Annotated in this window: 27 protein-coding genes, 1 tRNA gene and 1 pseudogene; 18 read left to right on the top strand and 11 right to left on the bottom strand. The window is 62.6% G+C overall.

The genetic code is table 11. The features are described from left to right. The first annotated feature begins 40 nt into the window (after positions 1-40). From KO538_RS12775 to KO538_RS12720, 12 genes are read left to right on the top strand one after another with little or no spacing between them, the layout of a single operon-like run. Complete coding sequence (locus tag KO538_RS12775) at positions 41-1,414, top strand: ATP-binding protein (protein WP_219328507.1); 1,374 nt, start codon at positions 41-43, stop codon at positions 1,412-1,414. Further along, a complete protein-coding gene (gene cpaB / locus KO538_RS12770; RefSeq protein ID WP_219328506.1) occupies positions 1,411-2,271 on the top strand; it encodes a Flp pilus assembly protein CpaB in 861 nt (286 codons plus the stop codon). Before KO538_RS12775 ends, cpaB begins: the two co-directional genes overlap by 4 nt. An 18-nt stretch (positions 2,272-2,289) precedes the next feature. Further along, positions 2,290-3,720: a type II and III secretion system protein family protein gene (locus KO538_RS12765; RefSeq protein WP_219328505.1), complete on the top strand. Its 1,431-nt coding sequence runs from the start codon at positions 2,290-2,292 to the stop codon at positions 3,718-3,720. Positions 3,721-3,736: 16 nt separating this feature from the next. Further along, entirely contained in the window at positions 3,737-4,039 is a 303-nt protein-coding gene (locus tag KO538_RS12760; protein WP_034752980.1) for a hypothetical protein, read from the top strand. After that, on the top strand, positions 4,029-5,456 hold the full coding sequence (locus tag KO538_RS12755) for a pilus assembly protein TadG-related protein (protein WP_034752981.1): 1,428 nt from the start codon (positions 4,029-4,031) through the stop codon (positions 5,454-5,456). The genes KO538_RS12760 and KO538_RS12755 overlap by 11 nt, the downstream gene beginning before the upstream one ends. Next, entirely contained in the window at positions 5,453-5,935 is a 483-nt protein-coding gene (locus KO538_RS12750) for a TadE/TadG family type IV pilus assembly protein (protein WP_070304501.1), read from the top strand. Before KO538_RS12755 ends, KO538_RS12750 begins: the two co-directional genes overlap by 4 nt. Beyond that, positions 5,925-6,533 carry a TadE/TadG family type IV pilus assembly protein gene (locus KO538_RS12745; RefSeq protein ID WP_219328504.1) on the top strand — a complete coding sequence of 203 codons (609 nt, stop codon included), beginning with the start codon at positions 5,925-5,927 and terminating at the stop codon, positions 6,531-6,533. Before KO538_RS12750 ends, KO538_RS12745 begins: the two co-directional genes overlap by 11 nt. Before the next feature lie 55 nt (positions 6,534-6,588). Beyond that, complete coding sequence (locus KO538_RS12740; protein ID WP_034752983.1) at positions 6,589-7,758, top strand: AAA family ATPase; 1,170 nt, start codon at positions 6,589-6,591, stop codon at positions 7,756-7,758. Between the two features lie 50 nt (positions 7,759-7,808). Next, complete coding sequence (locus tag KO538_RS12735; RefSeq protein WP_080698639.1) at positions 7,809-9,155, top strand: CpaF family protein; 1,347 nt, start codon at positions 7,809-7,811, stop codon at positions 9,153-9,155. A 10-nt stretch (positions 9,156-9,165) separates the two neighbouring features. Then, positions 9,166-10,143 (top strand): type II secretion system F family protein, encoded by a 978-nt coding sequence (locus KO538_RS12730; protein ID WP_219328503.1) that lies wholly within the window; start codon positions 9,166-9,168, stop codon positions 10,141-10,143. Positions 10,144-10,156: 13 nt separating this feature from the next. After that, positions 10,157-11,095 carry a type II secretion system F family protein gene (locus KO538_RS12725; protein WP_070304505.1) on the top strand — a complete coding sequence of 313 codons (939 nt, stop codon included), beginning with the start codon at positions 10,157-10,159 and terminating at the stop codon, positions 11,093-11,095. A gap of 11 nt (positions 11,096-11,106) precedes the next feature. Beyond that, positions 11,107-12,183: a LytR C-terminal domain-containing protein gene (locus KO538_RS12720; protein ID WP_219328502.1), complete on the top strand. Its 1,077-nt coding sequence runs from the start codon at positions 11,107-11,109 to the stop codon at positions 12,181-12,183. A 63-nt stretch (positions 12,184-12,246) separates the two neighbouring features. Here the strand turns inward: KO538_RS12720 and KO538_RS12715 are convergent, their stop codons facing one another. Continuing rightward, complete coding sequence (locus tag KO538_RS12715; RefSeq protein ID WP_072455836.1) at positions 12,247-13,239, bottom strand: EDSAP-1 family PEP-CTERM protein; 993 nt, start codon at positions 13,237-13,239, stop codon at positions 12,247-12,249. A gap of 190 nt (positions 13,240-13,429) precedes the next feature. Then, positions 13,430-13,804: a hypothetical protein gene (locus KO538_RS12710; protein WP_219328501.1), complete on the bottom strand. Its 375-nt coding sequence runs from the start codon at positions 13,802-13,804 to the stop codon at positions 13,430-13,432. A 160-nt stretch (positions 13,805-13,964) separates the two neighbouring features. On the opposite strand from KO538_RS12710, the gene KO538_RS12705 reads away from it, so the two are divergent. Continuing rightward, positions 13,965-14,276, top strand: coding sequence for a hypothetical protein (locus KO538_RS12705; RefSeq protein ID WP_034752996.1), 312 nt, complete (start codon positions 13,965-13,967; stop codon positions 14,274-14,276). Between the two features lie 14 nt (positions 14,277-14,290). Here the strand turns inward: KO538_RS12705 and KO538_RS12700 are convergent, their stop codons facing one another. Continuing rightward, complete coding sequence (locus KO538_RS12700; RefSeq protein WP_034753599.1) at positions 14,291-14,497, bottom strand: dodecin; 207 nt, start codon at positions 14,495-14,497, stop codon at positions 14,291-14,293. A gap of 999 nt (positions 14,498-15,496) precedes the next feature. Between KO538_RS12700 and KO538_RS29755 the strand changes: the two are divergent. Then, positions 15,497-15,938 (top strand): annotated as a pseudogene (locus tag KO538_RS29755) (recombinase family protein). A gap of 445 nt (positions 15,939-16,383) precedes the next feature. Here KO538_RS29755 and KO538_RS12690 read toward each other — a convergent pair. The 7 genes from KO538_RS12690 to petA form a co-directional block, all read right to left on the bottom strand. Continuing rightward, positions 16,384-16,941, bottom strand: coding sequence for a Panacea domain-containing protein (locus KO538_RS12690; protein ID WP_219328500.1), 558 nt, complete (start codon positions 16,939-16,941; stop codon positions 16,384-16,386). Between the two features lie 245 nt (positions 16,942-17,186). Beyond that, positions 17,187-17,262: transfer RNA gene (locus KO538_RS12685), tRNA-Thr, on the bottom strand. A gap of 26 nt (positions 17,263-17,288) precedes the next feature. Continuing rightward, positions 17,289-17,801 (bottom strand): ClpXP protease specificity-enhancing factor, encoded by a 513-nt coding sequence (locus KO538_RS12680; protein WP_046681987.1) that lies wholly within the window; start codon positions 17,799-17,801, stop codon positions 17,289-17,291. 105 nt (positions 17,802-17,906) lie between these two features. Further along, the gene (locus KO538_RS12675) at positions 17,907-18,518 is read right to left on the bottom strand and encodes a glutathione S-transferase N-terminal domain-containing protein (protein ID WP_010394154.1); all 612 of its coding nucleotides are present in this window, start codon (positions 18,516-18,518) and stop codon (positions 17,907-17,909) included. A gap of 120 nt (positions 18,519-18,638) precedes the next feature. Next, positions 18,639-19,403 carry a cytochrome c1 gene (locus KO538_RS12670; RefSeq protein WP_034753006.1) on the bottom strand — a complete coding sequence of 255 codons (765 nt, stop codon included), beginning with the start codon at positions 19,401-19,403 and terminating at the stop codon, positions 18,639-18,641. Between the two features lie 36 nt (positions 19,404-19,439). Beyond that, entirely contained in the window at positions 19,440-20,852 is a 1,413-nt protein-coding gene (locus KO538_RS12665) for a cytochrome bc complex cytochrome b subunit (protein ID WP_219328499.1), read from the bottom strand. A 2-nt stretch (positions 20,853-20,854) separates the two neighbouring features. Further along, positions 20,855-21,463: a ubiquinol-cytochrome c reductase iron-sulfur subunit gene (petA, locus tag KO538_RS12660; protein WP_034753009.1), complete on the bottom strand. Its 609-nt coding sequence runs from the start codon at positions 21,461-21,463 to the stop codon at positions 20,855-20,857. A 412-nt stretch (positions 21,464-21,875) separates the two neighbouring features. Here petA and mscL point away from each other — a divergent pair, with 412 nt between their 5' ends. From mscL to KO538_RS12640, 4 genes are read left to right on the top strand one after another with little or no spacing between them, the layout of a single operon-like run. Then, the gene (gene mscL / locus KO538_RS12655; protein WP_046681989.1) at positions 21,876-22,325 is read left to right on the top strand and encodes a large conductance mechanosensitive channel protein MscL; all 450 of its coding nucleotides are present in this window, start codon (positions 21,876-21,878) and stop codon (positions 22,323-22,325) included. Positions 22,326-22,366: 41 nt separating this feature from the next. Further along, complete coding sequence (locus KO538_RS12650; protein WP_072455825.1) at positions 22,367-23,527, top strand: Do family serine endopeptidase; 1,161 nt, start codon at positions 22,367-22,369, stop codon at positions 23,525-23,527. A 21-nt stretch (positions 23,528-23,548) separates the two neighbouring features. Next, positions 23,549-24,241 carry a DUF2461 domain-containing protein gene (locus KO538_RS12645; RefSeq protein WP_070304509.1) on the top strand — a complete coding sequence of 231 codons (693 nt, stop codon included), beginning with the start codon at positions 23,549-23,551 and terminating at the stop codon, positions 24,239-24,241. Positions 24,242-24,256: 15 nt separating this feature from the next. Further along, on the top strand, positions 24,257-24,601 hold the full coding sequence (locus KO538_RS12640) for a hypothetical protein (RefSeq protein WP_223278961.1): 345 nt from the start codon (positions 24,257-24,259) through the stop codon (positions 24,599-24,601). 8 nt (positions 24,602-24,609) lie between these two features. On the opposite strand, the gene KO538_RS12635 is transcribed toward KO538_RS12640, so the two are convergent. Then, entirely contained in the window at positions 24,610-25,650 is a 1,041-nt protein-coding gene (locus KO538_RS12635) for an NAD(P)H-dependent glycerol-3-phosphate dehydrogenase (RefSeq protein ID WP_219328498.1), read from the bottom strand. Between the last annotated feature and the right edge of the window lie 2 nt (positions 25,651-25,652).

The following is a 25,652-nucleotide window of genomic DNA, read 5'->3' as shown; positions in this document are numbered from 1 at the left end:
ATTCTGTTCAATGCAGTCCTAACCGGCTTGGAGACGCAGCATGACCGAGGTCGACTATTCCATGAGCACCGACAGCGTGCCGCGCCCTGCCGACACGAACCTGATGCCGCCCTTGCCGCCGCAGCCGAAGAGCTTGCGTGAAACGGGACTCGAGCGGCCGCTGGTCGTCGAACTGATCGCCAAGCTGATGTTTGTGGGCGGCAAGACGCACCTGTCGGCGCTGACGACGCGCTTGCGCCTGTCGATCAATGTCTTGCGCGAAGTGCTCGATTTCATGGTGACGGAGCAGATGGCCGAAGTGGCCTGGCGCGGCGAATCCGATATCGATGTGCAGTACCAGCTGACGAGCGCCGGCAAGCAGCGCGCCAGCACCTTCCTCGAACGCTGCGCGTATATCGGCGCCGCGCCCGTCACCCTGGAAGCGTACCGCGCCATGGTGGCGCGCCAGTCGTGGCTGGCACAGGAACAGCGCGTCGGCAGCGATGACCTGGCCGCCGTGCTCGGTGGCGCCCATGCGGGGCCGGGCATGCTTGACGTGGTCGGCGCGGCCCTGCATTCGGGGCGCTCGCTGTTGCTGTACGGTCCGCCCGGCAGCGGCAAGTCCACCCTGGCATTGCAGCTGGGACAATTGCTGCACGGCCTCGTCGCCGTGCCCTACGCCATCGTCGTCGGCCACGACATCATCCAGTTGTACGATCCGGCCCAGCACCTGCCGCCCGCGCCGCAGCACGTCAGCCATGCGCGCCAGGCGCTGGAACGCCGCAGCACGGATATTCGCTGGGTGCTGTGCCAGCGTCCCGTGATCCACGTGGGCGCCGAGCTCGACGCCGGCATGCTGGAACTGCGCCATGACGCCAGCGGCGGCTGCTACCAGGCGCCGCCCCATGTGCGGGCGAATAACGGCATGCTGATCATCGACGACCTGGGCCGCCAGCGCCTGGGCGCGCAAGAATTGCTGACGCGGCTGATGCAGCCGCTGGCGCGCGGCAGCGATCAGCTGGGCCTGCCCGGCGGCGTGCAGATCAGCGTGCCGTTCGATAATGCCCTTGTGCTGGCCACGAACGTGCCGCCGGGCGAGCTGTTTGACGCCGCCTTGCTGCGCCGCATCGGCTACAAGGTGCAGGTGGGGCCGCTGGCCGAGAACGCCTATCGCGCCCTGTTCCGCCAGCAATGCCGGCTGGCCGGTATGGCCATCGACGAAATGGCTATCAACCATTTGCTGCAGCTGCATGGCGCGCAGGGACGGCCCTTGCTGGCCAGCTATCCGCAGGAATTGCTGGCGCGCATGGGCGACTTCGCCGGCTTCGCCGGCTGTGAAGCGCGCCTGACGGTGGCCGCCCTGGAGCAGGCCTGGAGCAGCCTGTTTGCCAGCTGCGACATGCCGGCCGCCAGCCTGTGCGAGCGTATCGCATGAAAAACCGGCGCGCCCTCCTGATGATGGTCCTGGCCGTGGTGCTGGGTCTGCTGGCCGTGCTGCTGGCCTCGCACTGGCTGCTGCGCCAGACGCCGGCCGGCAAGGGCAAGATCGTCGTCGCCTCCACCGATGTCAATCTGGGCCAGCGCCTGACACCCGAGATGCTGCGCCTGGCCGAGTGGCCGGCGGAAAGCTTGCCGCAAGGCGCGCTGCAAGATCCGGCAAAACTGGCGGGACGCGTGCTGAAAACCAGCGTGCTGCGCGGCGAACCGCTGAGCGAGGCCAAGCTGGCGCCCGTCGGCACTTTGGGCGGCCTGTCGGCCCTGATCACGGAAGGGCGGCGCGCTATCACCGTGCGCGTCAACGACGTGATCGGCGTGGCCGGCTTCGCCTTGCCGGGCAACTATGTCGACATCATCGTCAGTACCCAGCAAGATGCCGGCGACCGCGCGTTTCCGCAAAGCCGCAACATTTCCAAGATCGTGCTCGAACGCATCCTCGTGCTGGCTGTGGCGCAGGAAGTGGGGCGCGACGAGACCAAGCCGCGCGTGGTCAATGCCGTGACCCTGGAAGTGACGCCGGAACAGGCGGAAAACCTGGACCTGGCGCGCAGCGTGGGCAGCCTGTCGCTGGTGCTGCGCAACCAGGTCGATCCGCAGCCGGGCGTGACGGCGGGCGCCACCAAGCTGACCTTGCTGGGCGGACCGCACGACGCCGAGCCTGCTCCCGTGCCTGCCGCCGCCCCCGTGCTGGCCGTGGCGCCGCGTCCGGTGCGCGTGGCGAAGGCGCCGCCGGAACCACAGCGCCAGTGCAGCACCGTCATCGATGGGACGCGCCAGTCGCGCGAATGTTTTTAGCCAACCATGGACACGCTCATGAACCGCGCCCTGCTGACACTGTGCTGCCTGCTGTTGCCGCTTGCCGGCGCGGCAGCCGATCCTGGCCCCCGCTGCGGCGGCGAAGCGGCGACGCCGGGCAACTTGCAGCTGCAGGTGGGCAAGTCGAGCATGCTGCGCCTGCCCGAGGCGGTGCTGGCCCGCAGCGTCGGCAATCCGGCCATGCTGCAAGCCATGCTGGTCGCGCCCGACACTTTATATGTGGTCGGTGTCGACGTGGGCAGCACGAATATGATCATCCAGGGCAGGAGCGGTGTGTGCAGCGTGGTGAACGTCAGCGTCAGCATGGACCCGTCCGGCCTGCAAACGACCTTGGCAGCCCTGATGCCGGAAGAAAAAGCCATCCGCGTGACAGCCGTGGCCGACACCCTGGTGCTGTCGGGCACGGTGCAGGATGCGGGGGCCGTGCTGCGCGCCACCGAGCTGGCGCACGCGTATGTGCGCCGCGCTACCGCACCGCTGGCGCTGCCCAAGCCCGCCGACGGCGCCGCCATGCCGGCGGCCGCCACGGCGTCCGCTGGCAGCGCAAACAGCCGCATCATCAATATGCTCGACGTCAGCGCGCCGCAACAGGTGATGCTGGCCGTGCAGATCGCCGAAGTGTCGAAGTCGCTGCTGGAACGGCTGGAAGTGGGCGCCACCTTGCGCTTCGCGTCCGGCAGCTGGGCCACCACCTTGCTGTCGAATTTCTTGAGCGGCACGGCCAATGGCTTGCTTGACGTACGCAAGTCGAATGGCCAGCAGCTGACCATCGAGGCGCAGAAACAGGATGGCCTGGTGCGCATCCTGGCCGAGCCGACGGTGATGGCGATCAGCGGGCAGGAAGGCAGTTTTCTGGCGGGCGGCAAGATCTTCATTCCCGTCGGCCAGGACAACAACAAGATCACCCTGGAAGAGCGCGAGTATGGCGTCGGCCTGCGTTTTACGCCCACCGTGCTGTCGGGCGGGCGCATCAATTTGAAGGTGGCGCCGGAAGTGTCGGAACTGTCGCGCGAGGGAGTGGGCATTTCCGCCGCCGGCGTCAGTGGACGCTCGATTTTGCCCGTGATCACCACGCGGCGCGCCTCGACCACGGTGCAGCTGTACGACGGCCAGAGCTATGCCATCGGCGGCTTGATCAAGAACAACCAGGTGAGCAACATCACGGGCGTGCCGTGGCTCAGCGAGCTGCCGATCCTCGGGGCGCTGTTTCGCAGCACGGACTTCCAGCATGACCGCACGGAATTGTTGTTCGTCATTACCGCGCACTTGGTGAAACCGTTGCCGGCGGACGCCGTGCTGCCGACGGCGCAGCTGGCGCCACCCTCGCGCACGGACTTGATGTTGCGCGGCAAGATGGAAGGCACCTTGCCGCTGGCGCTGCCGTCCGTGCCGCCACCGCGCGCGGCCAACGGCTTCGAGTTGAAATGAGATGGGGAGACACGCCATGCCGAACTCGCTCCTGATATTGCTGCGGCGCCTGGCCGCCTTGACTCTGGCCATGCAGCTGGCCGCCTGCGCACACAGCAGCACGCCGCAGCTGGACCCGCGCTTCGGCGACGCCGTGCGCCTGGCCATGACGCAGCAGGTGCGCGATCCGGCCAGCGCGGGCAATCGCCAGCCTGCCGACGGCCTGGACGGGCCCAGCGCGCACGCCGTCATGCAGCGCTACCGCGCCTCGTTCGTCGAACCGAACGGCCAGGCGCCGCAGCCGGTGCAGTTCATGCTGGGAGGCGGCAATGGCAAATAGACGCCAGGGCCAGCGCGGGGCGATGCTGATCGCCTTTTCCATCCTGCTCATCCTGGTGCTGGGTTTTATCGGCCTGGCGCTCGACGTGGGCCAGGTCATCGGACGCAAGACGGAATTGCAGAACCTGGCCGACAACGCGGCGCTGGCGGCCGCCGCGGAACTGGTGGGCACGCCCGAAGGCTTGCTTGCTGCCGTGACGAAGGCCAAGAGCAGCGCGGCCGACAAGAGCGCGTGGCGGCGCCGCATGCAGGGCGCCATCCTGTCGGACGCCAGCATCCGCTTCGCCAGCGTGCCCGACGCGCCCGCCAGCGAATGGCATGCGGCGGGTGCCGTGCCCGATGCGGCCACGGCGCTGTTCGTGCGCATCGATACGCAGGCCAATGAGCCGTCGCTTGGGCGGGTGGCGACGGCGTTCCTGGGCGCCTGGTCACCGGCGCTGCGCACCCTCGACACGGGCGCGCGCGCGGTGGCGGGACGTACCAGTCTGAACCTGACGCCGCTGGCCGTTTGCGCACTGTCGGCCAGCGGGGCCAGTGCGCGCACGAATGCGGCGCTGCTGCCGGCCGTCGAGCTGCTGGAATATGGCTTTCGCCGCGGCGTGGCGTATAACCTGTTGAAACTCAATCCGAACGGCCCGGCGGCCGAACATTTCGTGCTCAATCCTCTGGGCCAGCTGGGCATGGTGGGACCGTCGCTGCAGGTCGGCGAGACCAGCGTGTTGCCGTTTGTGTGCAGCGGCACGGTGCTGTACCCGCGCATCGGCAGCGCCCAGGTGCACGTGCACCGGCCGTTTCCCTCCACCTTGTGGCCGGCCTTCAACGCGCGTTTCAACCTGCACGCGGGCAGCGGCTGCCATCCCGTCACGTCGCCGCCCGACACGAATATCCGCGCCTATCCGAATGCGGCCGCGAACTGGTGGATGACGAACACGCCTGACGCGCCGAGCGCCCTGAGCACCGGCAATCCGCTGCTGTCCGTGGCCGATCCGGAATCGAACGCGACGCCGCCCGCCGTCGGCAGTTACGGGCCGCTGTGGTCGTTTGGCAGGGCGGTCAAGTACAGCAGCGTGAAGCCGGCCGGCGGCTATCTGCCGTTTGCCACCAGCGACTGGAGCAAGCTGTATCCGGCCCTGCCCGCCGCGCCGGCCGCCAAGTCCGGCTATCCTGCCACGCCGCCATACCAGACGCTGGGATTCCAGACGGCACCGACCGGCAACACGGGCGTGGCACAGCGGCGCCTGCTGCATATTCCCTTGCTGGCCTGCCCGCTGCCGGCCGGCAGCGACGTGCTGGCGCAAGTGCGCGGCATCGGCCGCTTCTTCATGACGGCGCCGGCCACCAATGGCGTGCTGAGCGCCGAATTTGACGGCCTGGCGGCCGAGGGCGCGCTGATGGGCCCCGCGGAGTTGCTGCAATGAGGCCGCCCTGCCGCGCGCCACGCCGCCAGCATGGTGTCGCCGCCATCGAGCTGGCGCTGATCATGCTGTTTTTCATGGGCCTGTTGCCCTTCGTGCTGCTGTTCGGCCGCGCGCTGCTGGTGTACACGGCCCTGCAGAAAAGTACGCACGATGCGGCGCGCTACCTGGCGACCATGCCGCTGTCGCAGATGGCCAGTATCGGCACGGCGACCCAGGGCGTCGCATTTTCGCGCCAGATGGTGGTCGAGGCGATGGCGGAAAGCTGGCCCACCATGGAGTCCGTCCGGGTCAGCGTGGACTGTACCTATGCCGACGATTCCTACAACTGCGGCAATTACGCGACGCCGCCGCAGCAGGTGCATATCAAGGTGTCGGTGGACATGCCCATCGTCTTCCTGCCCGACCTGACGCGCGCGTGGCTGCCGCAGCTGGCGCCGATCCCCTTGCGTTCCAACGCGACATTGCGCTATGTCAATTAACCTGCGCCTGCGCCGCCAGCGCCAGGGCGGCGTTTTTGCCGTCGAGTTCGCCATGCTGGCGCTGTTGTTCTTTCTCTTCCTGTTCGCCATGCTGGAATTGGCGCGCGCCGTGTACCTATGGAATATGGTGCACGAGATTACCCGGCGTGCCGCGCGCGGCGCGGCCGTCACCGATTTCAGCAATGCAAGCGCGCTGCAGGCCGTGCGCACGCATGCCGTGCTGCGGGCCGCGCCGGGTGTCCTGCCGCTGGGCGGCGGCATCAGCGATGCGTATGTGCGCATCGATTATCTGTCGCAGTCGAGCAGCGGCGCCGCGCTGGCGGCGGTGCCGGTAACGGTGATGCCGGGCTGCCCGCAACGCAACCGCATCAATTGCCTGGACGACCCGCATGGCGCCAGCTGCATCCGTTTCGTGCGCGCACGCCTGTGCGTGCCTGGCGACGGCGGGCGTTGCGAGAGCGTGCCATACCGGCCCATCCTGCCGCTGCTGAACGTGATGTTTCCCTCCGGCGCAGGCGCCGTGCGCCTGCCCAACGGCGCCACCATGGCGGTGGCCGAGTCGTTGGGCTATCCGGACAATCCCGGTTTTTGTCCTTGAGCGCCACTTGACGGCGCAGCCGAATGTGTAGACCTGAAAGAAGCGAGGAAGTGCGATGAAAGCCTTGATGATTAGCCGCGACGCCAGCTTGCACGATGAAATTGCCGCGCAGGGGGCGGCCCGCATGCCCGTGCTGCGCCTCCTGGAACGGCGCAGCGGCCTGCGCGACGCCGTCGAGCGCATGCTGCCGGAAGCGCCGGAACTGGTGATCGTCGACGCCAGCGGCATCGATGCCGATGAAGCCGACCTGCTCGAGCGCCTGGCGCGCCAGTATCCGCTGGCCGTGCTGATGCTGCTCACGCGCGGCCAGCAGCAGGATGTCTTGATACGCGCCATGCGCGCCGGCATGCGCGAAGTGCTGCAGCTGCCGCTGGTGCACAAGGCTTTTCACGAGGCGATGGACAGGGTCGATATCCAGGCTGGCGTGACGCAGATGCGCGACGGTAAAGTGCTCGCCTTCATCTCGTGCAAGGGCGGCAGCGGCGCCACCTTCCTGTCGACGAATTTTTCCTACGCGCTGGCCAGCCTGGCCGGCTGCAAGGTGCTGCTGATCGACCTGCACGGCCAGTTCGGCGACGCCACCTTGTACGTGTCGGACCAGAAGCCGGCCATGACCCTGTCCGACATCTGCGCGCAGATCGCGCGCATGGACGGCGCCTTTCTCGCCTCGTGCCTGGTGCACGTGACGCCGAACTTCGGCGTGCTGGCGGCGGCCGACGACCCGTCGCACAAGGTCGACATGCAGCCCGAGCACATGGACCGCATCCTTGCCGTGGCGCGCCAGCACTACGACTACATCGTGCTCGACGTGGGGCGCCAGATCGATGCGCTGTCGCTGCGCGCGCTCGACAACGCCGACGCCATCTATCCGGTGCTGCAACTGGCCTTGCCCGACATCCGCGACGGACGCCGCCTGCTCGACATTTTCCGTTCGCTCGGCTATCCGGGCGAGCGCCTGCGCCTGATCGTCAACCGCTATGAGAAGGGCGGGCGGCTGCGCCTGGCGGACCTGGAGCAGGCGCTGGGCGCGGAAGTGGTGCATACGGTGCCCAACGATTACATCGCCGCCACCGATTCCGTCAACCAGGGCATTCCGCTGCTGCAGCTGTCGCGCACCAGCGCCGTGGCGCGCAGCCTGGCCGAACTGGTGGAACTGGTGACGGCGCGCCGCGTGACGGAAAGCCGCGGCCTGTTCGACCGCCTGTTCAGCCGCAGCGAGGCCTAGGACCTGAATAGATGTCAAGGCTCCCGCCGGGGGCCATCATGGGAGCCGAGATGACTTTACGCGAACGCCTGGCGGCGAATGAAACGGTGCGCCCCGCCACGAATGGACAAGGCGCGCTGGCGCTGCACGCCTACCAGGAACTGAAAAAAACCATGCACCAGACGATACTCGACCGTATCGACCTGGAACGGTTAAAACGCCTGACGGCGGAGCAGTTCAAGCACGAACTGGCGCTGCTGGTGCAGCGCGTGATCGAGGAAGAGCGCATCGTGCTGAACCAGCATGAGCGGCATAGCCTGGTGCTCGACATCCAGCACGAGATGCTGGGCTTTGGCCCACTGGAACCCCTGCTGGCCGATGCCAGCGTGTCCGACATCCTCGTCAATACCTGCGACAAGGTGTATGTGGAACGGGGCGGGCGGCTGCAGCTGACGGACGTGACCTTCCACGACAATGCGCACCTGATGAAGATCATCGAAAAGATCGTCTCGCGCGTGGGACGGCGGGTCGACGAATCGAGCCCGATGGTCGACGCGCGCCTGCCCGACGGTTCGCGCGTGAACGCCATCATTCCGCCGCTGGCCGTCGACGGACCGATTCTGTCGATCCGGCGCTTTGCCGTGCAGCCTTTGACGATCGCCAACCTGCTCGACTACAAAAGCCTGACGCCGCCCATGGTGCAGGTGCTGCAGGCACTGGGCCAGGCCAAGGTCAACATCCTGATCTCGGGCGGCACGGGCAGCGGCAAGACGACCCTGCTCAACGTGCTGTCCGGCTTCATTCCCGGCAGCGAGCGCATCGTCACCATCGAGGATGCGGCCGAACTGGCTCTGCGCCAGCCGCACGTGGTGCGCCTGGAAACGCGTCCGCCGAATATCGAGGGCAAGGGCGAAGTGAGCCAGCGCGCGCTGGTGCGCAATGCGCTGCGCATGCGGCCCGACCGCATCATCCTGGGCGAGGTGCGCGGCGCCGAGGCGCTCGACATGCTGCAGGCGATGAATACGGGCCATGAAGGCTCGCTGGCGACCATCCACTCGAACACGGCGCGCGACGCGCTGGCGCGGCTGGAAAACATGGTCGGCATGGCCAACGTGAACCTGACGCCGCGCGCCACGCGCCAGCAGATCTGTTCGGCCGTGACGGTGGTGATGCAAGTGTCGCGCCTGACGGACGGCGCGCGCAAGCTGGTCAGCCTGCAGGAAGTGACGGGCATGGAAGGCGACATCATCGCCATGCATGAAATCTTCCGCTTCGAGCAGACGGGCGTCGATGCCGACGGCAAAGTGCAGGGCCATTTCTGCGCCACGGGCGTGCGGCCCCGCTTTACGGAACGCCTGCGCATGTTCGGCGCGCCCGTGCCAGACAGCGTGTTCGACCCCGACCGCATCTACGAGTAAGGAGGGAACCATGGACCTGGTCTTCTACGGCTTTGCCGTGCTGCTGTTCGCCGCCTGCATCCTGATGGTGGAGGGAGTCTGGCTGTGGTGGTCGGGCACGCACGGCAGCGCGGCGCGGCGCATCAACCGGCGCTTGCGGCTGATGGCGGCGCGCGGCGAGGGCGGCGGCGAGCGGGTCTCCATCCTCAAGCAGCGCCGCTATGCGCGTTCGCCCGGTCTCGAGCGCTGGCTGCGGCGCCTGCCGCAGGCGGCGCAGCTTGACCGCTTGCTGCTGCAATCGGGCTTGTCCTGGTCGGTGGCGCAATTCCTGGGCGGCACCGGCGCCTTGCTGCTGGCCGCCTTGCTGCTGTTGGCGGCCTGGTCCATGCCCGTGCCCGGCGCCTTGCTGCTGCTGTCCTGCGCCGTGAGCGCACCGTGCTTGTGCGTGCTGCGCGCGCGCGCGGCGCGGCTGAAAAAGATCGAGGCGCAACTACCGGAAGCGGCCGATTTCCTGGCCCGCGCGCTGCGCGCCGGGCACTCGTTTTCAAACGTGCTGCAGATGGTGGGCGATGAACTCAATGAGCCGATCAGCGGCGAATTCAAGATGGCGCACGAAGAGATCAATTACGGTGTGCCGATGAACGAGGCGCTGCAAAACCTGGCCGCGCGCATACCGCTGACGGACTTGCGCTACCTCGTCATCGCCGTGCTGGTGCAGCGCGAATCGGGGGGGAATTTGGCCGAAGTGCTGGTCAGCATCGCGCGCATCATCCGTGCCCGTTTGAAGCTGTTGGGGCAGGTGCGCGTGCTGTCGGCCGAGGGACGCATGTCGGCCTGGGTGCTGGGGCTGATGCCGGTGGTGATGATCGGCGTCATGGCACTGGTCAACCCGCAATACATCCGCCTGCTGTGGACCGATCCCAGCGGCATCAAACTGCTGTGGTATGCGGCCGGCATGGTGGCGCTGGGTGTCGTGTGGATGCGCAACGTGATCCGCATCCGCATCTAAAACAGGAGGTGCTATGAGCGGTGCACAACTGCTGTTTCTCGTGATCGTCTTTGCCGTGGTGGTGGCACTGGCCCTGCTGGCGTGGGTGATCTTCTTTCCTGGCACTTTGCGCCAGCGCCTGTTTGGCGCCACGGCGCCTGCCGCCAGCGAGGCGGTGGTGGAAAATGGCTGGGTGGAGAGGGTGGCGCGCGTGGCGCAGCCGTTCAGCAAGCTGTCGCTGCCGGAAGAGGGCTGGGAACGTTCGCCGCTGCGTACGCGCTTCATGAACGCGGGCTGGCGCCAGGCAAGCGCACCGGCCCTGTATTTTGCGGCGAAGACCGTGCTGGCCCTGCTGTTTCCCACCGTGCTGGGCCTGTACGCGGCCAGCGCCATGGCGGCGCAGCTGCGCAGCGTGCTGCTGTTGCTGCTGTGCGTCAGCGCCACCATCGGCTATTACCTGCCCAACCTGGTGCTGGCCAGCACGGCCAAACGGCGCCAGCGCGACATCTTTGAAAACATCCCCGACGCGCTCGACTTGCTGACCGTGTGCGTGGAAGCGGGCCTGAGCCTGGAGCGCGCGCTGGTGAAGGTGTCGGGCGAAATCCACATCAAGAGCGTGGTGCTGGCGCAGGAATTGCAACTGGTGCTGATGGAAATGCGCGCCGGCTTTTCCAAGGAAAAGGCGTTGCGCAACCTGGCCCTGCGCAGCGGCGTGGAAGATGTCGACACTCTCGTTGCCATGCTGATTCAATCGGAGCGCTTCGGCACCAGCATGGGCGATTCATTGCGCGTGCATTCGGAAAACCTGCGCGGCAAGCGCAGCCTGCTGGCCGAGGAGGCGGCAGCGAAGATCGCCCTGAAACTGCTGTTCCCGCTGATCTTTTGCGTCTTTCCCACCCTGATGCTGGTGCTCATGGGGCCGGCCGTGATCGAAGTCTATCGCGTGCTCGTGCCGGCCATGGCCAGCCGCTGAAAGGAACTACCATGCGCTTGACGATTTCCCGCCTGGCCGCTGCCTGCGCCTGCCTGGGCCTGGCCGCCTGTACCACGCAGCTGGCCCACCTGCCGGTGGCGGCGTGGTCCGACGCCGATGCCGCCTATGCGGCGGGGCGCCAGCATTTCGTGCGGGGCGACTTGCCTGCGGCGCAAACGGCCTATGAGCAAGCCCTGCGCCATGCGCCGCGCCACGTGAACGCGCGCAATGGCCTGGCCGTGCTGCATGCGCAGCGCGGTGAACACGACGCGGCGATCGCCCATTGGCTGGCCTTGACGCAGGAGGCGGGCATGCCGCAGCCGCGGCAGGCCTATCTGTTCAGCAATCTCGGTCATGCCTATTATTTGAGCGGACGCGATGCGCAAGCGTTGACTGCGCTGGAACAGGCCTGTCTGCTCGACCCGCTCAATGCGCTGACCTGGCGGCATCTGGCGCAGGTGCTCGAACGGCTGGGGCAGCACGAGCGCGCGGCCGTCATGCGGCGCCAGGCGAGCAGCTTGCAGGAACACGATGTGCGGCGCGACATGGCCTTGTTGCGTGCCGAGGCGCCGCCGAAGCTTGCGCCCGAGCCTGTGCCGGATGCGCGCGCCATGGCGCGCGTGGAGATCACGCAGAGCGACGGCATGGCCCGCTTGCAGCGCGTGCCGGCGGCGGTGCGCAGCCTGCCCGTTAGCGCGTCGTTGCCGGCGGCGTCCGTGCCTGTGGCCGGCGCGCCGCATCCGCGCCTGGAAATTGTCAATGGCAACGGCGTGCCTGGCCTAGCAGCCGCGCTGGCGCGCAGCCTGGCTGGTGCGCCCGTGCAAGTGGTGCGCCTGGCCAATGAAACCAGCTTCCAGGTGGCGCGCACACGCGTCGAATACCGGCCCGCGCAGGAGCAGGCGGCGCGCCAACTGGCTCGCCAACTCGGTGTACAGGTGCGTACCCAGGTGCAGATCCAGGCCGCCGACTGCCCCGTCAGCGAACTGCGCCTGGTGCTGGGGCGTGACCTCAGCGATCCCGCCATGCTGCACCGCTATTATCTGCAGCAATTGCAGCTGGCGCGCCGGGCGCTGGCGCGGCTCGGTTAACACATCTCTGCCGCATAAAAAAGCGGCGCCTTTGCGGGCGCCGCGTGCTTTTCATGCTGCGGATTATTTCGGCTGCCGGCGGCGCGTAAAAGCCAGGGCTGCCAGTCCCGTGCCCAGCAGGAACAAAGTGCCTGGCTCCGGTACTTGCAAGGGTTCGATGACGACGATGTCGGTACGCGTGGACTTGGAAAAGTTCAAGGTGTAGCTGCCGGCGGGCAGGGCGAAATTCGACGTCAGCGAAAACATCGCAAAGCCATTCGTGAAGGCGCGCCCGGTGGCCGGGTCGTTGGTGCCGGCCGTCATGTTCAGGCTGAAGGGATCGAGGCTGCCGACCGTATGGTTGCCATTGACGTCGCTGCCATTGTTGGCGTCGCCATCGGGCGCGAACTGGAAGATCACGCCATCGGCATTCGCGTTCGACAGGCAGCCCACGGGACTGGAAGTATTGCACGAGATATTGAAGATATCCATGATCGACACGCTCGACTTGTCACCCATGGTCGTCACGCTGGTGCGCAGGTCGCGCCGTCCCATGAAGTTGAAGGTGATGAAGCCGGCGCTCGACAGGGTCAGGTTGACGGAGCCGGTGAGCGTATCGCCTGCCGTGGCCGTGGCGGCGCCGACCGTGTCGCGCTGTGCTTCCGCAACGGCGCGCACGGTGGAGCCGGCGGCCGTGAGCATATTGCCAAAGGCATGCGCGTCGCCGCGCGCGAACTCCAGGGTGGAACTGGGGCTGGGTGCGTAGTTATTTTGCGGCAAGCCGCTGCAGCCGCCGCCCGAACATACTTGCAGCACGTCGGCGTTGGCGGCCGGGCCCGTATTGACGGCGCGCGGATTGACGGCCACGCCGCCCTCGAAGAAGGCGCTGTCGCTGGCATTGCGGTTGGCGCCGGCCAGCGACAGCGCGCCAGCGCTGGTGGTGATGCGGAAAGAGTTCAATTCGTTGACGGCCAGGCCGTACGCGCCGGCCTGCGCCTGGCCGCTGGCCAGCAGACTTGCCGCCGCCAGTGCGCCCAGCCAACCCAGGGTCTTGCTTCGTGTGTGATCGACGTTCATCGCAGCCTCTTATCGTAGTCAGTCTCGGAAAATCCGGGGGAGAAAGAATCCAGAATGACCTGCCTGGATTCATCTCGTAGACAGTGATAAGCAGCTTGCGTGCCACACAAAAAAAGCATATTGAATCAAGGGCTTGCGCAAAGCGGACTGAGCCGGTGGAAGCAAAGTGTAAGAAAGGCCGACGCCGCTTTCAGGTGCCCCGGTGATAGCCGAGGTGGCCGCCGGAATTGCGCGCGCAGCCGCAACCGATGCGCGCCACCTCCTCGCCTTCCGTCAGTTTCCAGTTGGTAATCGTCGTGTGCTGCCAGTCGATGTCGCTTTTCTTGACAGGCTTTACCGTCAAGGTGCGGGTTTCCGCATTCGTGTACTCCATCAGCTCCTCGTCGTCGGCGATGTCGAAATGGCGGTGGATCAGGGAAATGCCGAAGCGGTCGAGCGCGCCATAACGTTGCAGCACGTCGCGCAGTTCGCGAAAGCAGGCGAGGTCGTCGGGCAGCAGCGGATTGACGGCGGAAATATCGGCGACGGGCTGCCATTGCATGGCGTGGATGTTCAGGCTGTGCATGATAGGCTCCTGTGCCCCGTGATGGTAGGACCAAGCTGCCAGAGGGGCACTGGCAACCTGTCGAAACGTCTATCGTGGCCGCAAAGCCGATGCGGCGTTTGCGCCAGATCAAAGGTGCGGCACATCGCCTCGCGCCGATAATTGCCCGGTAAAATAGGCCATGGCAAACAAAACCCCCACCTTCCCCGGCGCACGCACGGGCCGCGGCCAGGTCCTGGCCGTGCTGCTGTCGAACCGCGATCAGTCCGGCGCCGAACCGCTGCAAGGCCGCGTCTCGCTGGCCGCCATCGTGAAAGCGCTGAAACGCAAATACCATTGGCCCATCGAGACGCACAGCTTTCCCGCCAACACGCAGGACGGCCGCGCCAGCTGGGCGACCGTCTACAGCTTGCCGGAAAAGGTCATCGAGACCGCGCTGGACAGCGGCGGCCGGGAGTGGCTGGAGAGCCGGGGAGCGGTCGGGCGGCGGTGAGTTGCCGACCTACCCTATTCGAGCCGGAAGCCGACCTTCAGCGTGACCTGGAAGTGCGCCACCTTGCCATCGACGATATGCCCGCGCGATTCCGTCACTTCATACCAGTCCATATGCTTGACCGTCAGCGCCGCCTTGGCAATGGCATCGCGTATCGCCTGATCGCTGCTCTCGGTCGAAGTTCCCACCAGTTCGATCAGCTTGTAAGTGTGTGCGGACATGATATTCCCCCAGATAGGCAAGCCAGACATCGGGAGCCTGCATTGCGCAAGCACGTGCTCATCTTGCGCCTAAATGTGCTGATAGTCATTGCGCGGTGCAGCAATGCGTGTCGAAGCTCTGAACACCACCGTCATACTGGTAACATTGCTTTCGATTAAAGCAGTGACTTCACGGTGTGCGTGGTTTGCCTGGATGCCACTGTAGTGCTACGTGGGATGAAACTTGGAAGGGGCTTGAAGCTACCTGAAAGTTGGCTGAGGTTATCCTTCACGCGCCATTTGCTTCAACGCTGGGGAGTTCCCCGTCTGCTTTACGCCACATTCTGTGGTTGCGTAGGCACACCTGATTCGCCCATTGCTGCGCGAGTCAGGCCGCTCTGCGTAGATGGTTACAGATGATCTTGGTTCCAACCGCCGCGGCCATTTCCCGCCGTCTGCAGTCATTGGTGAAAAAAATGTACCTCGCTTTTTACTCCAGCGAAATTGAATACCAACGTCACACACAGTAACCGCAAATGCGCTGAGGTTCGTCACGGTAATGCTAAGTCTGATAGACGAAGGCGCGCCACCTACCGGAATGGCGTGTGCGGGACTAACCCTAAGCTTGACACGAGATTTATCGAGTCCATGCCAAGTGTTGATGATGCCTAGAACGGCGCCAAGAAATGCTATGGCTAAGGTGGTTATTTGGAGTAAGGTCACTCCTTGTATTGCCAAACTTAAAGTCTCTACCATGATTATTCCTCAGATTATATGGTTGCAATTTTAGTATCAAAAACAAGCTGTTATAAAATGACCGTTTTTCAACATCTATCAAAGTCAACGATTATCCATGTTGGAAATATAGAGGCTGTAATTTCTAACAGGTAAGTATGTTCTAACAGTGTTTTCTAACGCTACTTACCGGAAAATTACCATGGCAACCTTTGCATACGGCCGCGTCAGCACCAAAAAACAGACCTCTGACAATCAGCGCCTCGAAATTGAGGGTCCGGCCACTTGGTCGATTACTGGTTCTCTGACACCATCAGCGGCAAGACCAGCGCTACCCGGCGTCCACAGTTCGCCGCGCTGTTGGCTCAGATACGAAATGGGGAAACGTTGGTAGTGTCGAAGCCAGACCGCTTGGGACGCGATGCGCAGGACGTCGGCGACACCGTTAAGCTGCTGGCCGCTCGGAAAGCTGGACTTGGCGTCCGCCGCCGGCAAGATGATGCTGACCATGCTATCGGCCGTGGCAGAGATGGAGCGAGATTTGTTAGTGGAGCGTACACAGTCGGGCCTGGCCCGCGCCAAGAGCGAAGGCAAGACGTTGGGCCGGCCGTCGAAGACCACCGTCGAGCAGCGCGCCGCAATCGTCGCCAAGTATGAGCAGGGCGAGAACGTCAGCGCCTTAGCCCGCATGTACGAAGTGTCGCGCGCAAATATTCTATGGTGGTGAAACCGGGAATTGTTTGAGTATCAGGTAGGCAAACTAGGGGTTTGCGGTGCGGACTATCTTTTCTTGATGGTGTGAAATGTCATTTGATGCGACCGCGCAGGCCACGAGCGCTTCAGCGATTTCCGGAGGCAAGTTTCCTAACTGTTTTACATCGCCAGCGAAATGGAGAGAGACGAGTTCGGCATCCAAGAATTCATAATACTCATCGAGGCAGACCCAAGTGGCTTTTGGCAAGATGCAGCAGTTTTGTACCAAGTGGAAATTTGGGAAGCGGTCGAGAGGTTGGCAGCCATAGCAAGAGCTAAAGCGGTAGCTACGGGAAGTTGTTTTTACAACTATAGTTACCCCGGCATGTGAACCAAGAACAATTATTATTTTGTTTCCGATTACGCTATCGTGGAAGCGGAAATTTTGATGTTGAAGAATTGTTCCTGGTGTCATTGATTTAATGTATGCAATTAGCCAAGATCTCATCGCGCTCACGCACGACATGACGCAATTCTTCCTGCTCTTGAGTGCGCAGCGCCAAGTCGAACGGTATTTCTTGCTGCTTCAGGCCCAGCTCGTTATAGATTTTATGCCAAGGTTGGTTCTCTAGATGAGTGGCCTCAATCATGTCCTCGGCTTTCGTCTTGTAGAAGTCGGCGGCCAAGCGCTCCATTAAACGGAGCTCACGTTTAGAAAAATGCGACGGATCAAACTCGGTGAGGGGAGTTACCGTCAGCATGGAGTTACTTCCGTTGACAACTTTCGACCCAAACCGGATTTTCTCGGCCATGTCAGCCCCTGGAGCTTCAACCTCATTGTGCAGTGACACAGGCACCGGCCCCATTGGCCAAGCGTTATAGCGCATTCCGGTCACGGAGCGGCCGGTTTCTTTGAAGTGCTCAAAATCCAAAAAATAGAGCAATTTCCAGAGTTTTATTTTTCCGAGATAGCTGGAGTTCTTCGCGAAAAAAATTATCGCGTTGAGAAGCTTCTCGCGTTCATGACTAATTAGCATAATTGGCACAGGGGTAGCGCTGGCTGCACTAGATGTATAACCGTTGAGTACAGGTTACATCAAAAAAAAGAGAAGTTGGCAAAAATATTATTAATTTCCACCAGGAATGACACAATGTCGGTATGTGAACATCATAGCCGTATTCTTTCCGTCGCGTCGCGCGGTAAAAACCTACATGGTGCCTACACAGACTCTTAAAACAAAAAGCCCAGCCGGTGAAGGCTGGGCTAAGTGCTTGATTATTCTGGTGCCGACTGCCGGTTTCGAACTGGCCACCTGATGATTACAAATCAACTGCTCTACCAAATGAGCTAAGTCGGCAAAAACTGCGCGTTGCGAATTATACGCTATTTAATGCGTGTCAGGGTCGGGCGGCCGCCTTTTTTTGGTGGCTCGTCGTCGCCTGGTGTGGCGTTGTCGCGTTGTTCGGGAGAGCTGGTCGGCACGGACGACAGGGTCGGGGCGCTGGCGGTGGGGGCGAGCACAGGCGGCGGGACGTCGGCGGAGGCCGGGCTGTCCGTCGGTTGCGCGTCGGGGTCGTCGTTGCCGAGCACGGGCTCGAAGGCCATGCCTTGGCCGTTTTCGTTGGCGTAGATGGCCATCACGTTGTCGACCGGCACGTAGATTTCGCGCGAGACGCCGCCAAAGCGGGCGTGGAAGCGGATGGCGTCGTTGTCCATCTTCAGGCCGCTGGTGGCGCCGAAGCTGATGTTGAGCACGATTTCGCCCTTTTTCACGTATTCCATCGGTACCGTGGTGCGCGAATCGACTTTGACCGCGAGGTAAGGCGTGTAGCCGCTGTCGGTGCACCACTCGTAGATGGCGCGCAGCATATAAGGTTTGGTTGAGATTTCAGACATGGTAGGCACTGTGAGGCGGGAGCGCCGCTGTCAAACTTGAGGCGGGCGCACCGGTAATTCAAAAGACGCAGATATCCCGGCAGGCGTAGCCTGCCGGGCCTATCTTTAGCGGCGCATGACCTTTTCGGAAGGGGTCAGTGCTTCGATATACGCTGGACGCGAGAAGATGCGTTCGGCGTATTTCATCAGCGGTGCGGCCGTCTTCGACAGTTCGATGCCGTAGTGGTCCAGGCGCCACAGCAGCGGCGCGACAGCCACGTCGAGCATCGAGAATTCGTCGCCCAGCATGTACTTGTTTTTCAGGAACAGCGGCGCCAGCGTCGTCAGGCGGTCGCGGATTTCCGCGCGTGCCTTGTCGTGGGCCTTGTCGTTGCTCTTGGCGCGTTCGCTTTCCAGCACGTGCACGTGCACGAACAGTTCTTTTTCGAAATTGAACAGCATCAGGCGCGCGCGGGCACGCATCAGCGGATCGGCCGGCATCAGTTGCGGATGCGGGAAGCGCTCATCGATGTACTCGTTGATGATGTTCGATTCATACAGGATCAGTTCGCGCTCGACCAGGATAGGCACTTGGCCATACGGGTTCATGGTCGAAATGTCTTCCGGTTTGTTGAACAGGTCGACGTCGCGCACTTCGAAGTCCATGCCTTTTTCAAACAGAACCAGGCGGCAGCGTTGCGAAAATGGGCAGGTTGTACCCGAATAGAGAACCATCATTTTTTATAGTTCCTTAGAAACAAAGGGGGTGAAGCCGCGAACGGCTCACCCCAGGTCGCTTGTCCACTCATGCGGACAACGCAGAAACAGGCATAAACCGGCCTATGGCCGGCGCCTCACTTATTTGACTTCCTTCCAGAACGACGCGTTAAGGCGCCATGCCAGCAGAGCAAAGACCGACAGGAACAGCAGCACCCACACGCCCAGGCGCTTGCGTGTCTGCTGTGCCGGTTCGGCCATCCACTCCATGTAGCCGACCAGGTCGGCTACCGCATTGTCATACTCGATCTTGTTCAACGTACCTGGCTTGACCTGCTCGAAGCCGGTAAATTTGTGGATCTTCTTGCCAGCTTCGTGCGGATCATTCTCTTCCACGAACTTGGCAGTCTGGACACCTTGCAATTCCCATAATACATGCGGCATGGCAACATTCGGCACGACCATGTTGTTCCAGCCGGTCGGACGAGTGTCGTCTTTATAGAACGTACGCAGGTAAGTATACAGGTAGTCGCCGCCTGTGCCAGCGGAAGATGATTTCGCGCGCGAAATTACCGACAAATCCGGCGGTACGACGCCAAAGAAGGCCTTGGCGTCCTGCGCTGCCAGGCTTGTCGTCATCAGGTCGCCCACTTTATCACTGGTGAACAACAAGTTCTGCTTGATCTGGTCTTCCGTCAAGCCCAGGTCGCGCAGGCGGTTGTAGCGCATCGACACGGCAGAGTGGCAATTCAAGCAATAATTGACGAACAATTTGGCGCCATGCTGCAGCGCCGCCATGTTGGTCTGGCGGTCAGGCGCCTTGTCCAGCGGAAAGCCGCCTTCGCTGGCGAGAGCCATGGCGGGCACGAGTGCCAGGATGGCGAGCAGTTTTTTTGCAATCTTCATATGATGTATGTCCTTTGAGCGTGGCGTGAGAGCGGCTTAGTGCGGGTGGAACGTCACACGCGACGGCACGGTCTTGAACTTGCCCATGGCACTCCACCATGGCATCAGCAGGAAGAAGCTGAAGTAAATCAGGGTGCACACTTGCGACACGATGGTTTTTGCATCCGTTGGCGCCTGGGTCCCGAGGTAGCCGAGGATCAGGAACGACAGGCCGAAGATGGCATAGATGTATTTGTGCCAGGTCGGACGGTAGCGGATCGATTTCACCGGCGAATGGTCTAACCATGGCAGGAACGCCAGGATCACGACGGAGCCGCCGAAGAACACCACGCCCCAGAATTTCGCGTCCAGCACCTGCGGCAGCATGCCGATGATGGCGACGATGGCGATGCCGGCGATGACCGACTTGACGACCGTCGACAGGCGCGACTTGAGCCAGATGAACACCACGTAGGCGGCCACGACACCCATCAGCACGTACATGAAGTCGGCCGTGGTGGCACGCAGCACCGAGTAGAACGGCGTGAAATACCAGGTTGGCGCGATGTGCAGCGGGGTCTTCAGCGAGTCGCCTGGCAGGAAGTTGTTGTATTCGAGGAAGTAACCGCCCATTTCCGGCGCGAAAAAGACGACGGCGCTGAAAATGACGAGGAAGATCGATACGCCGAACAGATCATGCACGGTGTAGTAAGGATGCGAAGGAATCGAATCGACCGGGTGGCCATCGGCGCCCAGGTTTTCCTTCACTTCGATGCCGTCCGGATTGCTTGAACCCACTTCATGCAGGGCGATCAAGTGCGCTGCAACCAGGCCCAGCAGTACCAGCGGGATGGCGATCACGTGGAAGGCGAAGAAGCGGTTCAGGGTCGCGTCGGAGACGACATAGTCGCCGCGGATCCACAGCGACAGGTCAGGACCGATCAGCGGAATGGCGCCAAACAGGTTGACGATCACTTGGGCGCCCCAGTACGACATCTGGCCCCATGGCAACAGGTAGCCGAAGAACGCTTCGGCCATCAGGCACAGGAAGATGGCGAAACCGAACAGCCAGATCAGTTCACGTGGCTTGCGGTATGAGCCGTACAGCAGGCCGCGCGTCATGTGCAGGTAGACGATGATGAAGAAGGCCGAGGCGCCCGTCGAGTGCATGTAGCGCACCAGCCAGCCCCACGGTACTTCGCGCATGATGTACTCGACGGAATTGAAGGCCAGGGCCGCATCCGGTTTGTAGTGCATAGTCAGGAAGATGCCGGTGACGATCTGTAAGACCAGCACCAGCATGGCCAGCGAGCCGAAGATGTACCAGAAATTGAAGTTTTTCGGGGCGTAGTACTTGCCCCATTGGTCGTTCCACAGCTTGGTCAGGGGAAAGCGGTCATCGACCCAGCCCAGCGCTTTTTCGGCGACGGGAGCGTCTGCCGGGAATTTCGTCTCTTTGAAAGCAGCCATGATCAAGCCTCGCCTTTCTCGTCTTTACCTATCAGCAATTTGGTGTCGCTCAGATACATATGACGCGGCACTTGCAGGTTGTCCGGCGCCGGCTTGTTCTTGAACACGCGGCCAGCCATGTCGAAGGTGGAGCCGTGGCAAGGGCACAGGAAGCCGCCTTCCCAGTCATCGGGCAGCGACGGTTGCGGGCCGGGGGCAAATTTCGAGGAAGGGGAGCAGCCCAGGTGGGTGCAGATGCCGACGGCGACGAGAATTTCAGGCTTGATCGAGCGTGCCTCGTTCATGCAGTATTCAGGCGTGAATTCGGCGGGATTGCGTTGGGAATTGGCATCGGCGACTTTGCCGTCGGTCTTTTTCAGGGACGCGATCATTTCCGGCGTGCGCTTCAGGATCCAGACCGGCTTGCCGCGCCATTCGACGGTGCGCATTTCGCCGGGTTGCAAGGTGGTGATGTCTACTTCGACCGGCGCGCCAGCCGCTTTCGCGCGCTCCGACGGCTGGAAGGTGCTTACCAAGGCTCCCGCGGTTGCCAATCCAACTACACTGCCCGCCGCGCACGTGGCGACGAGCAAGCCGCGACGGCCTGAATCGACCTGCTTTTCGTTACTCATGCAAACCCCAATCAGTCAAAATGCGAATCTTTATTATGAGTGGCAGCCGCGAAAAACCCGTCGCCGAAGCTCTATCCCACTGATTGCCGCGATCCGCATCTTTGTACGGTAACGTGGCAACATCCCTGCGGAACTTCGGCCAATGGCGCAGCCCGTGCCAGTTTCTTGTTGATTATCCGGAAGTGAAAAAGCCACTTCTGGCAACCGCAAATTATAAGTGAAGCAAACAACGAATAAAACAAAAACGTTGCTTGTACCATAATTTATATACTTTTGCAGGAGGTGGCTAGTTCTTTCGAACTAGATGCGCATGGCTGTGCCGGAATTGGTCCTGCCGGCAACCACAAGTTGGTGTCCCCAGGAATCAATAGTATGATCGGCATGTTTTTATATCTATCCGAAGGAGAAATTCATGGCAATGATGCAAGAATTTAAAGAATTTGCAATGAAGGGTAACGTCGTCGATCTGGCGGTCGGTGTCATTATCGGTGGTGCCTTCGGCAAGATTGTCGATTCGCTGGTGCAAGATGTGATCATGCCACCTATCGGCCGCATTTTCGGCGGCCTCGATTTCGCCAATTACTACCTGCCCCTGAATGGCCAAGCCACCACCCTGACCCTGGTGGAAGCGAAAAAGGCGGGCGCCGTGCTGGCCTACGGTAACTTCCTGACCATTCTGCTCAATTTCGTCATTCTCGCCTTCATCATCTTCCAGATGGTACGCCTGATGAACAAGGCCCGCCGCAGCGAACCGGTCGCGCCGGCGCCAGCACCGGCCACGCCGGAAGACATCGTGCTGCTGCGTGAAATCCGCGACTCGCTGCAGAAGAACGGACAGAATAGCAACGATCTGGCAAAATAAGTCGTTCCGGCACGGGCCGGCTGACCTGGGCAGAGAACTGTATGCGACGATTCTGGTTATTGTTTGCGCAAACCGTGACGATCGCGTTGGCGCTGTACTTTGTGTACGGCGCGCTGCGCCCGGCCAGCCGGGTACAGCAGTTGGGCTCTCCCGCGAAACCGGTGCCCGTGGTGGAAACGGCGTCGAGCAGCCTGGCGCCCGGCTCCTACCGCGACGCGGCGGCGCGCGCCATGCCCGCCGTCGTCAACATCCTCACCTTGCAAGTCCCCAAGCGCGGCGCCCATCCGCTGGCGCGCGACCCCTTCTTCAAACGTTTCTTCGGCGACCGCGACCCGGACGACGGGGATGACGACGACTTGAAAAACAGCCTCGGCTCCGGCGTCATCGTCAGCCATGAAGGCTATGTGCTGACCAACAACCACGTGGTCGAAGGCGCCGATGAAATCGAAGTGGTGCTCACCGATGGCCGCAAGGCGCCGGCCAAGGTGGTGGGCCTCGATCCGGAAACGGACCTGGCCGTCATCAAGATCGACCTCGACAAGTTGCCCGTCATCGTGCTGGGCCAGTCGGAACTGGCGCGCGTGGGCGACGTGGTGCTGGCCATCGGCAATCCGTTCGGCGTGGGCCAGACGGTGACCATGGGCATCATCTCCGCCCTGGGCCGCAACAACCTGCACATCAACAGCTTTGAAAACTTCATCCAGACGGATGCGGCGATTAACTTCGGCAACTCGGGCGGCGCCCTGGTCGATACGCGCGGCAATCTGATCGGCATCAATACGGCGATTTACTCGCAAAGCGGCGGCTCCGTCGGCATCGGCTTCGCCATTCCCGTCTCGACGGCCAAGACGGTGATGGAAGCCATCATCAAGGATGGCCACGTGGTGCGCGGATGGATCGGCGTGGAAACGCAGGACATCACGCCCGAACTGGCGCAAAGCTTCAACTTGCAGCGCACGAGCGGCGCCATCATCGCCGGCGTGGTGCGCAACGGCCCTGCCGACAAGGCGGGCATCGTGCCCGGCGACATCCTGCTGACGGTACAAGGCAAGCCCGTCGGCGACACGACGGAAATGCTGAATCTGATCGCCCAACTGCCGCCCGGCGAAAAAGCTAAAATGACGGTGCTGCGCAAGAATCGCGAAGCGGCACTCGACGTGATGGTGGGCAAGCGCCCCATCCCGAAAGAGCTTTCCAAATAGTTGCTGATCGGAATTTGACACATGCATGTGCGTGATTTGACCCAATTTTTACGTGAACTGAGCGACAACAACAACCGTCCCTGGTTTGTGATGAACAAGCCCCGCTACGACATCCTGCGCGAGGAATTCCTGGCGCTGGTCACCAGCCTGATCGGAGAGCTGGGCAAGTTCGACCCGGCCGTGAAATACTGCAATCCGAAGAAGGCCATGTTCCGCATCAACCGCGACGTGCGCTTTGCCCATGATAAAAGTCCGTATAAAACGCGTTTTTCGGCCGCCATCGCACCGAACGACATGCGCCGCCCCAGCAAGGCGGGCGGTCCCACGTATTATCTGCAGATCGACGGCCAGGGCAACCTGCTGTTCGGCGCCGGCGAGTACATGCCGCCACCAGGCCGCCTGAAGGCGCTGCGCGAGCACATGGTCAACGATGCGCCAGGCTTTTCCAAAGTGCTGAAAAATAAGCGCTTGAAGGCCCGCTTCGGCACCATCCAGAACGAGGGCAAGCTGCAGCGCCCGCCCAAGGGGTTTGACGCGGACGCCGAACATATCGAATTCATCAAGCTGAAGAGCTTTTTTGTCTGGACCGAAGTGCCGCTGCCCGTCAACGCCCCCGAGCAACTGCTGCCGACCCTGGCAGAAGGCTTGAAGGATGCGTGGCCGCTGGTCGAGTGGATGCGCGGCGCGAAAGAGCCGGAGGAAGTCGCCGAATAATTGCTGAAGGAGCACATGATGGCATTGGAGCATGCAAGTTCAGGACAGGTGATCGACGTGCTGCGCAGGGACGGCGACGACCTGTCGCAGTTTTCCGCCATTGCGCTGGCCAAGACGGATGAGCTGGAACTGATCCGCATGTGCATGCCCAAAGGCAAGACCATGCCCGAGCATCATGTGCTCGGTGAAATCACCTTGCTGTGCCTGCAAGGGCAGGTGGCGGTGGAAGCGCATGGCGGCGTGCAAGTGCTGGGACCGGGGCAGATGCTGTATCTGCTTGGCGGCCAGGCGCACGCCCTGGAAGCGCGCGAAGACAGTCTGCTGCTGCTGACGATCTTGATGGCCAAGGCGGGGCGCTAGGTTTCGCCTTAGGCCGCCTCGGCGCGCGGATCGCGCGACAGCAGCTGCTGCACCATCACGTGCGGCAAATCCCCATCGAACAGTACGCCGGCCACCGCATTGGTGATCGGCATGTCGACGCCCATGCGGCGCGCCAGTTCGCGCACGGCCTTGGCGCAGGGCACGCCTTCGGCCACATGACCGAGTTCAGCCACGATGGTATCCAGCGCCTTGCCTTGCGCCAGGCCCAGGCCGACTCTGCGGTTGCGCGACAGGTCGCCCGTGCAAGTGAGTATCAAATCGCCCATGCCGGTCAAGCCCATGAACGTTTCCGTCTGGCCACCGAGGGCCGTGCCCAGGCGCGTGATTTCCGCCAGGCCACGCGTGATCAGCGCGGCGCGCGCATTCAAACCCAGGCCCAGGCCGTCGGCCACACCGGTGGCAATGGCCAGCACATTCTTGACGGCGCCGCCCACTTCCACGCCCACCAGGTCGTCGCTTGCATACACGCGGATGGTGCCGCCATGCAGGGCGGAGACGACGGCGCCGCGCAAGGCCGCATTGTGCGAGGCAATGGTCAGCGCGCACGGCAAGCCGCGCGCCACTTCCTGCGCGAACGAAGGGCCGGACAGGGCGCCGCCGGGGATGGTGTCACCCAGCACTTCCTGCACGATCTGGTGCGGCAGCATGCCCGTGCCGCCTTCAAACCCTTTGCAGAGCCACACCAGGTTGCCGATGGCTTTGTCTTTCAGCTGATGCAGCATGGGCCGCAAGCCCGCCACGGGGCAGGCGGCGATCAAGAGGCCCTGTTCGCCGCTGGCATGCGCGACGGCGGCGTCGAAATCGGCGCTGATGCGCAGTTGCGGCGGCAAAGGGAAGCCGGGCAAATAACTGTTTTCGCCGCTGGCGGCCATGGCGGCCATGGCGTCGCCATTGCGGCCCCACAGCAGCACGTCGTGGCGGCCGGCCAGGGCCATGGCCACGGCCGTGCCCCAGGCGCCGGCGCCCAGGAGGGTGATCTTGCGGGCGGCGGGAATACTATCGGGAATGACTTCAGGAGAAACTTGCATGC

The organism is Janthinobacterium sp. NKUCC08_JDC (assembly GCF_019345575.1).
In the GTDB taxonomy this organism is placed as follows: Bacteria; Pseudomonadota; Gammaproteobacteria; order Burkholderiales; family Burkholderiaceae_D; genus Janthinobacterium; species Janthinobacterium aestuarii.
Note: the sequence above shows the minus strand (reverse complement) of the source record. Positions and strands in the feature narration are given on the sequence as shown.

What these genes read in the sequence shown, in the direction of transcription:
- KO538_RS12775 (WP_219328507.1), top strand. Translation starts at nt 41, where the DNA reads ATGACCGAGGTCGACTATTCCATGAGCACCGACAGCGTGCCGCGCCCT.
- cpaB (WP_219328506.1), top strand. Translation starts at nt 1,411, where the DNA reads ATGAAAAACCGGCGCGCCCTCCTGATGATGGTCCTGGCCGTGGTGCTG.
- KO538_RS12765 (WP_219328505.1), top strand. Translation starts at nt 2,290, where the DNA reads ATGAACCGCGCCCTGCTGACACTGTGCTGCCTGCTGTTGCCGCTTGCC.
- KO538_RS12760 (WP_034752980.1), top strand. Translation starts at nt 3,737, where the DNA reads ATGCCGAACTCGCTCCTGATATTGCTGCGGCGCCTGGCCGCCTTGACT.
- KO538_RS12755 (WP_034752981.1), top strand. Translation starts at nt 4,029, where the DNA reads ATGGCAAATAGACGCCAGGGCCAGCGCGGGGCGATGCTGATCGCCTTT.
- KO538_RS12750 (WP_070304501.1), top strand. Translation starts at nt 5,453, where the DNA reads ATGAGGCCGCCCTGCCGCGCGCCACGCCGCCAGCATGGTGTCGCCGCC.
- KO538_RS12745 (WP_219328504.1), top strand. Translation starts at nt 5,925, where the DNA reads ATGTCAATTAACCTGCGCCTGCGCCGCCAGCGCCAGGGCGGCGTTTTT.
- KO538_RS12740 (WP_034752983.1), top strand. Translation starts at nt 6,589, where the DNA reads ATGAAAGCCTTGATGATTAGCCGCGACGCCAGCTTGCACGATGAAATT.
- KO538_RS12735 (WP_080698639.1), top strand. Translation starts at nt 7,809, where the DNA reads ATGACTTTACGCGAACGCCTGGCGGCGAATGAAACGGTGCGCCCCGCC.
- KO538_RS12730 (WP_219328503.1), top strand. Translation starts at nt 9,166, where the DNA reads ATGGACCTGGTCTTCTACGGCTTTGCCGTGCTGCTGTTCGCCGCCTGC.
- KO538_RS12725 (WP_070304505.1), top strand. Translation starts at nt 10,157, where the DNA reads ATGAGCGGTGCACAACTGCTGTTTCTCGTGATCGTCTTTGCCGTGGTG.
- KO538_RS12720 (WP_219328502.1), top strand. Translation starts at nt 11,107, where the DNA reads ATGCGCTTGACGATTTCCCGCCTGGCCGCTGCCTGCGCCTGCCTGGGC.
- KO538_RS12715 (WP_072455836.1), bottom strand. Translation starts at nt 13,239, where the DNA reads ATGAACGTCGATCACACACGAAGCAAGACCCTGGGTTGGCTGGGCGCA.
- KO538_RS12710 (WP_219328501.1), bottom strand. Translation starts at nt 13,804, where the DNA reads ATGCACAGCCTGAACATCCACGCCATGCAATGGCAGCCCGTCGCCGAT.
- KO538_RS12705 (WP_034752996.1), top strand. Translation starts at nt 13,965, where the DNA reads ATGGCAAACAAAACCCCCACCTTCCCCGGCGCACGCACGGGCCGCGGC.
- KO538_RS12700 (WP_034753599.1), bottom strand. Translation starts at nt 14,497, where the DNA reads ATGTCCGCACACACTTACAAGCTGATCGAACTGGTGGGAACTTCGACC.
- KO538_RS12690 (WP_219328500.1), bottom strand. Translation starts at nt 16,941, where the DNA reads ATGCTAATTAGTCATGAACGCGAGAAGCTTCTCAACGCGATAATTTTT.
- KO538_RS12680 (WP_046681987.1), bottom strand. Translation starts at nt 17,801, where the DNA reads ATGTCTGAAATCTCAACCAAACCTTATATGCTGCGCGCCATCTACGAG.
- KO538_RS12675 (WP_010394154.1), bottom strand. Translation starts at nt 18,518, where the DNA reads ATGATGGTTCTCTATTCGGGTACAACCTGCCCATTTTCGCAACGCTGC.
- KO538_RS12670 (WP_034753006.1), bottom strand. Translation starts at nt 19,403, where the DNA reads ATGAAGATTGCAAAAAAACTGCTCGCCATCCTGGCACTCGTGCCCGCC.
- KO538_RS12665 (WP_219328499.1), bottom strand. Translation starts at nt 20,852, where the DNA reads ATGGCTGCTTTCAAAGAGACGAAATTCCCGGCAGACGCTCCCGTCGCC.
- petA (WP_034753009.1), bottom strand. Translation starts at nt 21,463, where the DNA reads ATGAGTAACGAAAAGCAGGTCGATTCAGGCCGTCGCGGCTTGCTCGTC.
- mscL (WP_046681989.1), top strand. Translation starts at nt 21,876, where the DNA reads ATGGCAATGATGCAAGAATTTAAAGAATTTGCAATGAAGGGTAACGTC.
- KO538_RS12650 (WP_072455825.1), top strand. Translation starts at nt 22,367, where the DNA reads ATGCGACGATTCTGGTTATTGTTTGCGCAAACCGTGACGATCGCGTTG.
- KO538_RS12645 (WP_070304509.1), top strand. Translation starts at nt 23,549, where the DNA reads ATGCATGTGCGTGATTTGACCCAATTTTTACGTGAACTGAGCGACAAC.
- KO538_RS12640 (WP_223278961.1), top strand. Translation starts at nt 24,257, where the DNA reads ATGATGGCATTGGAGCATGCAAGTTCAGGACAGGTGATCGACGTGCTG.
- KO538_RS12635 (WP_219328498.1), bottom strand. Translation starts at nt 25,650, where the DNA reads ATGCAAGTTTCTCCTGAAGTCATTCCCGATAGTATTCCCGCCGCCCGC.